Annotated in this window: 10 protein-coding genes; 7 read left to right on the top strand and 3 right to left on the bottom strand. The window is 63.6% G+C overall.

Annotation, left to right across the window (positions count from 1 at the left end; all coding sequences use genetic code 11):
* Window positions 1–235: 235 nt before the first annotated feature.
* Together DXY02_RS06895 and DXY02_RS06890 are read left to right on the top strand one after the other, a co-directional pair.
* A complete protein-coding gene (locus DXY02_RS06895; RefSeq protein ID WP_114988614.1) occupies window positions 236–772 on the top strand; it encodes a photosystem I assembly protein Ycf4 in 537 nt (178 codons plus the stop codon).
* Between the two features lie 4 nt (window positions 773–776).
* On the top strand, window positions 777–1,448 hold the full coding sequence (locus DXY02_RS06890) for a peptidylprolyl isomerase (protein WP_114988613.1): 672 nt from the start codon (window positions 777–779) through the stop codon (window positions 1,446–1,448).
* Between the two features lies 1 nt (window position 1,449).
* Here DXY02_RS06890 and ilvN read toward each other — a convergent pair whose 3' ends face one another.
* Both ilvN and DXY02_RS06880 read right to left on the bottom strand, forming a co-directional pair.
* Window positions 1,450–1,980 (bottom strand): acetolactate synthase small subunit, encoded by a 531-nt coding sequence (ilvN, locus tag DXY02_RS06885; protein WP_011364939.1) that lies wholly within the window; start codon window positions 1,978–1,980, stop codon window positions 1,450–1,452.
* Window positions 1,952–2,917: an alpha/beta fold hydrolase gene (locus tag DXY02_RS06880; protein ID WP_114988612.1), complete on the bottom strand. Its 966-nt coding sequence runs from the start codon at window positions 2,915–2,917 to the stop codon at window positions 1,952–1,954. The genes ilvN and DXY02_RS06880 overlap by 29 nt, the downstream gene beginning before the upstream one ends.
* A 37-nt stretch (window positions 2,918–2,954) precedes the next feature.
* On the opposite strand from DXY02_RS06880, the gene DXY02_RS06875 reads away from it, so the two are divergent.
* From DXY02_RS06875 to DXY02_RS06855, 5 genes are read left to right on the top strand one after another with little or no spacing between them, the layout of a single operon-like run.
* Window positions 2,955–4,085 (top strand): N2,N2-dimethylguanosine tRNA methyltransferase, encoded by a 1,131-nt coding sequence (locus DXY02_RS06875; RefSeq protein ID WP_114988611.1) that lies wholly within the window; start codon window positions 2,955–2,957, stop codon window positions 4,083–4,085.
* Window positions 4,086–4,113: 28 nt separating this feature from the next.
* Complete coding sequence (gene petM / locus DXY02_RS06870) at window positions 4,114–4,215, top strand: cytochrome b6-f complex subunit PetM (RefSeq protein ID WP_011364936.1); 102 nt, start codon at window positions 4,114–4,116, stop codon at window positions 4,213–4,215.
* A 56-nt stretch (window positions 4,216–4,271) separates the two neighbouring features.
* A complete protein-coding gene (locus DXY02_RS06865; RefSeq protein WP_114988610.1) occupies window positions 4,272–5,234 on the top strand; it encodes an NAD(P)H-binding protein in 963 nt (320 codons plus the stop codon).
* Window positions 5,235–5,287: 53 nt separating this feature from the next.
* Window positions 5,288–5,503, top strand: coding sequence for a hypothetical protein (locus tag DXY02_RS06860; RefSeq protein ID WP_114988609.1), 216 nt, complete (start codon window positions 5,288–5,290; stop codon window positions 5,501–5,503).
* Window positions 5,503–6,342: a methyltransferase domain-containing protein gene (locus tag DXY02_RS06855; protein ID WP_114988608.1), complete on the top strand. Its 840-nt coding sequence runs from the start codon at window positions 5,503–5,505 to the stop codon at window positions 6,340–6,342. The genes DXY02_RS06860 and DXY02_RS06855 overlap by 1 nt, the downstream gene beginning before the upstream one ends.
* On the opposite strand, the gene DXY02_RS06850 is transcribed toward DXY02_RS06855, so the two are convergent.
* Complete coding sequence (locus DXY02_RS06850; protein ID WP_244276188.1) at window positions 6,263–6,925, bottom strand: pseudouridine synthase; 663 nt, start codon at window positions 6,923–6,925, stop codon at window positions 6,263–6,265. The two genes, DXY02_RS06855 and DXY02_RS06850, sit on opposite strands and share 80 nt — an antisense overlap.
* Window positions 6,926–6,999 lie beyond the last annotated feature (74 nt).

The following is a 6,999-nucleotide window of genomic DNA, read 5'->3' as shown; positions in this document are numbered from 1 at the left end:
ACGTCAAACCATCCCCGCTGTGGCGCGCGTCCTACAGCGATCGTCATGAGAGGTGAACGGTGCGGAAAGCCGCAGGCTGTGGGATACGCCGCGACCTTAACAATCTTCACGCGACCTGCGGGGCTGATTTGCGTGAGCTGAAACGCCCTGTATCGCTCTGTTCCTTAGGGATTTTTTCCTATTTCGTCGTCGGGGCCTTTCTGCGGTCACAATGGCGCTTCGTTCTAGCTGGGTCATGTCCGCAGCAGTGCTCGAGCAACCCGTGCTCGGCTCCCGTCGTCTTTCGAATTTTCTGGTGGCTTCGGCCGTCACGATTGGGGGCGTGGGCTTCCTTCTGGCTTCGCTCTCGAGCTACCTCGGTCGCGACCTGCTCCCCCTCGGACACCCCGCTGCGCTGGTGTTCGTGCCCCAGGGACTGGTGATGGGTTTGTACAGCCTGGCTGCGGCGTTGCTGGCCGCGTATCTCTGGTATGTGATCGCCGTGAACGTTGGCGGCGGCAGCAATCGCTTCGATAAAGATGCCGGCGTGGTGACCATCAGCCGTCGTGGTTTCCGCAAACCCGTTCTGGTGGAAATTCCGCTTAAAGACGTCAAGGCGGTGAAGGTGGAGGTGCGCGATGGCTTCAATGCGCGCCGCCGCGTCGCCCTGAGAATCCAGGGACGCCGTGACATGCCGCTCACCCGCGTTGGTGAACCGCTTCCTCTGGCTCAGTTGGAGAAGGACGGTGCTGAACTGGCACGCTTCCTGGGCGTCAACCTTGAGGGTCTTTGATCCGATGCGTCGTCTTCGTTCCTGGACGCTGTTGCTGCTCATTCCGTTGTTGGTGAGTTGCAGCCCTTCCCCGCGAGCTTCGGTGGTGACCGGTTGTGCTGATGCTCAGGCGGCCTGCCTGCAGGGTCTGGCTACCGTCACCATGCAGACGAGCCAGGGCGAGTTCACGATTGAAGTGAACGGCGATGCCGCTCCTCTCACCTCCGGCAATTTCATCGATCTTGTGCGGCGCGGCACCTACGACGGCACCATGTTCCACCGCGTTGTTCGCGAGCCAGTTCCCTTTGTGGTTCAGGGGGGCGATCCGCAATCCAGTGATCGATCGGTTCCCCTGGGGCAGCTCGGTACCGGCAGTTTTGTGGATCCCGACAACGGCCAGGCGCGGATGATCCCGCTTGAGATCAAGTTCCGATCCGAGCCGCAGCCCCGCTACAGCAGGGTCAGCACCAATCCGGCAGAACTGGATGGCCTGGAGTTGACCCATGAGCGCGGAGCGGTGGCCATGGCCCGCTCCCAGGCTCCTGACTCCGCCAGCGCCCAGTTCTATGTGGCATTGCGTCCCTTGCCGGAACTCGACGGTCGTTATGCCGTCTTCGGCCGTGTGGTGGATGGCATGGAGGTGGTGGATGCGATCCAGCAAGGAGATCGCATCACCAAGGCTGCGATTACGCAGTAACTCAGGCCGGCACCCGGCTTTGGCTGGGAGACACCTTGAGCATTTCGGTGTTCACGCCTGAGGCCCGCTCCAGGGCCACCTTCCCGGTGCGGGCGATCTCGAGAATGCCGAAGGGGGCCATCAACCGTTCAAGGGCCACCAGCTTTCCGGGATCCCCCACCACTTCAAGGGTCAGGGCTTCATCGGCCACGTCCACAACCTTGGCCCTGAACACCTGAACGAGTTCGATCACGGCTCCCCGGGATGCTGCCGGTGCTGAAACTTTGAGCAGCATCAGCTCCCGCTCCACGGCGGGGCGCTGGGTCAGGTCGAGCACCTGAAGAACATTCACCAGCTTGTCCAGTTGTTTGGTCATCTGCTGGAGCGTCTGGTCGTCGCCCTCAACAACCATCGTCAGGCGCGATTGCCCTTCGGCCTCCGCTGGGCCGACAGCCAGGCTGTCGATGTTGAAGCCGCGTCGGGCGAAGAGTCCTGCGATCCGGCTGAGTGCGCCGGATTCGTCTTCAACCACCACCGAAAGGGTGTGTTTCATCGCCGCTGGTCGTCCCCTGCCGGTCTGGTCCTCCCAAGTTACGGTCCAGCCAGGGCAACAACACAGCCAGGAAGCGATCAGGTGCTTCGTCATGGGGGCAGTGGCCGCAGCGATCCAGCACCCTCAGCGCGAGTTCTGGGTGGCTGGCGGCCACGGATTCCCCGATGGCCAGGGGCACAAACCGATCCTGACGGCCCCAGATCAGCAGCATGGGCACCCGCAGTTGCTCGAGCAGGGCTGGGGCGGTGGCGCCTCGGGGACGGTTGGCCATGCCCAGGCTCATGCCCCGCAGTGCCCGGGCTGCTGTAGGGCGCCGGGCCGGACGGGCGATCAGCTGCAGCAGCTCCGGGTCGGATTGGATTGACTGCCAGTAGGCCCCCTGAAGTCCGGCTTTGAGAAGGCCCGTGCGCGCGATCAAGGGCACCACAATTTCAAGCGGGAGCACGTGCAGCACCAGGGCGAGCAGGCGCCGTTGCCAACGCCGCCGCCAGGGCGCCCGTCGTTTCGGCAACGGTTGAATCAGGGCAGGGTCCGGCAGGGGCGCGGCGACCACCGCCCGCACCCGTTTCGGCGCCAGCACCGCCGCGGTGAGTGCGGTCAGACCCCCCAGGGAATTGCCGATCACCACTGCTGGCTCTTGCACCACCTGATCGAGGAAGGCGCACACCTGCAGGGCCCAGAGCCGGTTGTCCATCGGCCGCGCCGGCTGGGCGGATTGGCCGAAACCCAGCAGATCCAGGCTGTAGACCCGCCAGCCCTGGTCAGCCAGGCGCGGCGCGCAGTGGCGCCAGTGTCCGCTGGCGGCGCCGAACCCGTGCAACAGCAGCAGGGCAGGGCCCCCTTCAGGGCCGCTGACCCGCCAGTGGCAGGGCCAGCCCCTCCACTGCCAGGTGCTCTGGACACCCCACTCGGCAGTCTGGACAGCAGCAGGCGGCACCCTTCTGACCTCAACCGATCATCACTATCGCGAAGGTTTGGCTGAGCTCAGCCTTGGCCCAGGCTTTTTCAGGCCTGAGTCGCGTCCGGCCCGAGATCTTTCGGTGTTGCTGGCCCGTCACCAGAGCCTCAACGCCACGCGGCCCCTGCGCTGGCTGGATCTCATGGCCGGTTGCGGGATCAGGGCCCTGCGCTGGGGGTTGGAGGCGCTGGCCAACCTGGCCGTTGAAACGGAGCTCTGGATCAACGATGGGGATCCCGACCGGCTGCCGCTGATCCAGGCCAATGTGGCGGGACTCGGGTGTTCAAACCGGCTCACGGCTGAGGCTGCAGACTTGCTGCTGCACCGCTCGATTGTTCAGCGCCACTGGTTCGATTTCATCGACCTTGATGCCTTTGGTGCTCCTGGGCCTCTGATTCAGCCGGCCCTTCAGGCTCTGCGCTTCGACGGCCTGTTGTTCCTGGCCTCCACGGATGGTCGCTCCCCCACCGGCCACGACCGGCCGGGCGCCATCCGCAGCCTCGGGGCTGCCGCTCGCGCCCATCCCTCCAGCTGGGAAATGGCATTGCGGCAGCAGATCGGGCTGGTGGCGCGGCAGGCCTGGATGCTGGGCCGCGGACTGCAGCCGCTGTTCAGCTTCAGTGAAGGCCGCACCTTTCGCCTCGCCCTGCGCCTGCGGCGTCAGATCCCCGCGGGCGATGAACAGAAGCTGGGTCTGGTGGCCCGTTGTGAACGCTGTGGAGCCCAGCGGGTGCAGCCCCTGCTCAAGCTCAGCGGCTGGCCTGCCTGTGATTGCGTGGCTGGGCAGGGGCGCTGGAGCATCAGCGGCCCACTGTGGATCGGTCCCTTGCAGGAGCCGCAGTTGTTGCAGCAGCTGATTGCCGAGGCTCAACAGCTGGGGCGTCAGCAGATCAGCCCCGCCACCCTTCGATTGATGCAGCGCCTGCAGGCGGATCCCGGTGATCGCCCCACGGTCTGGCCCACTGATGAGCTGGTTCGACGGCTGGGCATCGGCGGACCACCAGCTCTGGGGCCATTGGTGCAGGCGCTTCAGGCGGCGGGTTATCGCGCCAGTGCCAGTGGCGTCATGCCTGGCCAGGTGCGAACAGATGCGGAATTACCGCAGCTGTTACAGATCTGCGCCAGCCTGCGGGGGGAAGGGATTTAAATGGGCGGGTGATCGCTTTGCCCAGACCATGGCTGCTGAGATTTTTGGAACTGCTGCGATCTTCTGGGTCTTGATTCCCGTCGGCCTCGCTGGTGGTGCTCTGCTGCTGAAACTGCAAGGCGACGACTGAAGCAGTCGCTTTGGTACTGGGGCCATTAGGCTCCACCCTTCGTGAGGAAGTCGCCGATGCAAGTGCTTGTGGTGGGTGGCACCGGCACCCTGGGACGACAGATCGCCCGTCGTGCCCTTGATGCCGGTCACCAAGTGCGCTGCATGGTGCGGACCCCCCGCAAGGCTGCTTTTTTGCAGGAATGGGGTTGTGAGCTGACCCGGGGTGACCTGTTGGAGCCCGACAGCCTCGATTACGCCCTCGAGGGCATGGATGCCGTGATCGATGCATCCACCAGTCGCCCCAACGACCCCCGCAGCATCTACGAAACCGATTGGGACGGAAAGCTCAATCTGCTTCGTGCCTGTGAGCGCGCAGAGGTGAAGCGTTTTGTCTTTCTCTCGCTTCTGGGCGCGCATCAGCACCGCGAGGTCCCCTTGATGGACATCAAGGCCTGCACGGAGAAGCTGCTGGAGTCGTCTGATTTCGACTACACGATCCTGCAAGGTGCCGCCTTCATGCAGGGTGTGATCAGTCAGTTCGCCATTCCCGTTCTGGAGAGCCAGACGGTGTGGGTCAGTGGCAGCCCCACGGCCATTGCCTACATGAACACCCAGGACATGGCCCGCTTCGCCGTTGCCGCGCTCGAGCGGGAGGAAACCGTGCGTGGCACCTACCCCGTTGTTGGCCCCAAGGCCTGGAACACCGGCGAACTGGTGCAGCTCTGTGAACGCTGCAGTGGCAAGACAGCCCGCGTGTTTCGTGTGCAGCCCGTCCTGATGAACCTGATGCAGGGGGTGGCGTCCTTCTTTGAACCCGCCGTCAACGTGGCGGAGCGCTTGGCTTTTGCTGAGGTCACCGGCAGCGGTCAGACCCTGGATGCCCCCATGCAGAACAGCTACGCCGCCTTCGGTCTTGAGGCCTCGGAGACCACGGACATGGAGGGCTACATCGGTGAGTACTACGACACGATCCTGAAGCGCCTGCGCGAGATGGAAGCCGATCTCGACAAGGACGCGAAGAAAAAGCTGCCCTTCTGAACCTTGATCCCTCTTGGTTCTTTTGTACTATCGCCTCAATTGATCCTGTTCTGATGGCTGTCGCTCAGCTCAAAAATCTGCAGCGGCGTCTGCAGTTGTTGTCGGATGAGGCGGAACAAGGCCTCAACCGCGTCTGTGGCCATGAGTTGTGGAAGTCGGTGGGCCCTGATGCGGTGGATGGTGTGGAGGACCCCGATCGACGGGCTGAGGCCAACTACTGGTACGGCCAGTGGAATGTGGTCCGTGAGCTGCAGGAGGCGATCGGCTGATGGCGGAACCGTGTTGTTCGTCCCCAGTGCCCCAGTCTCTGGATCAAACCCAGGCTGTAGAAGCGCGTTATGGGGCTGCTGCCCAAGAGCAGGAAGCCTGCCTTTGCACCCCGGTCGGCTTCGACCCTGCCCTGCTCAAGGTGATTCCTGATGCTGTCGTTGAACGGGATTACGGCTGTGGTGACCCCACCCGCTGGGTGAAGCAGGCGGACCGCGTGCTGGACCTGGGCAGCGGCAGCGGCAAAAACGCCTTCATCTGCAGCCAAATTGTCGGTGCATCCGGTCGCGTGACCGGTGTGGACCGCAACGCCGACATGCTGGCTTTGTCGCGTCAAGCCATCCCTGTTGTTGCTTCAGCTGTGGGCTTCGACAACGTCCATTTTGTTGATGGGGCCATCGAAGCCCTGGATGCACCCACGGCCACGGGTGAACCCCTGATCGCAGACGCTTCGATCGATGTGGTGCTGAGCAACTGTGTGCTCAACCTGGTGAACCCATCAGCACGCGACAGGCTCCTGGCCAACATTCGCCGGGTCCTGGCTCCCGGTGGTCGCGTTGCCATCAGCGACATTGTTTGCGATCAGGTGGTGCCCCTGCGTTTGCAGCAGGACCCTGATCTCTGGAGTGGCTGCATCAGCGGCGCATGGCAGGAGCAGGCCTTCCTGGAGGCCTTCGAAGCTCTGGGTTTTGAGCAGGTTCGCTACGCCGATCGCAGTGAGCAGCCCTGGCGCGTGGTGGAGGGCATTGAATTCCGGGCAGTCACCCTCGTCGGTTCCCTCCCCGCCGATGTCCTCCCTGCTGAGCACCAGCGCTCGAGCTGCTGCTCAGCAGGCGGTTGAGCCGTTTCTGTTCACTTGCCGTTACCGCACGCCAACTGCCGGGGTGAAGGCCCGTGAGGTCCAGCGGTGGACCGTTGTCCATCAGATCGATGCAGCAGCGCACCAGTCGCAACGTCGGCAGACCAACAGCCGCCGTCATTCGGCGCACCTGCCGGTTGCGCCCCTCGGTGAGGGACAGCTGCAACCAACTGGTGGGAATCGCAGCGCGATAACGAATCGGAGGTGTTCGTTCGGGCAACTGCGGTTGGTCTTGACCCTGAAGCCAGCGCGCCTTCGCCGGCAAGGTGTGGCGCCCCTGAACTACAACGCCATCGCAAAGCTGTTGCAGTTGAGTGGCGTTGGGAGTGCCCTCCACCTGCGCCCAGTAGCTGCGCCAGTGGCCAAAGCGAGGGTCGGTGAGGCGCTGTTGCAGTCGGCCGTTGCTGGTGAGGATCAGCAGCCCCTCGCTGTCGACATCGAGCCGGCCCGCTGCATACACCTGGGGCACATCAACAAAGTCGCTCAGGCAACGCCAGCGGCTTCCCTCCTCCGGCGTGAATTGACTCAAAACCCCGTAGGGCTTGTTCAGCAGCAGCGTCGTCAAGTCAGCTTGCGTTTTCGCGCATCCTCCACAGGTTGACCACGCCAATGGAGATCAACAGCAGGCCGAGATCCAGG

This window comes from Synechococcus sp. N19, assembly GCF_900474045.1.
GTDB lineage: Bacteria > Cyanobacteriota > Cyanobacteriia > PCC-6307 > Cyanobiaceae > Parasynechococcus.
This window is presented reverse-complemented; position numbering and strand designations above follow the sequence as displayed.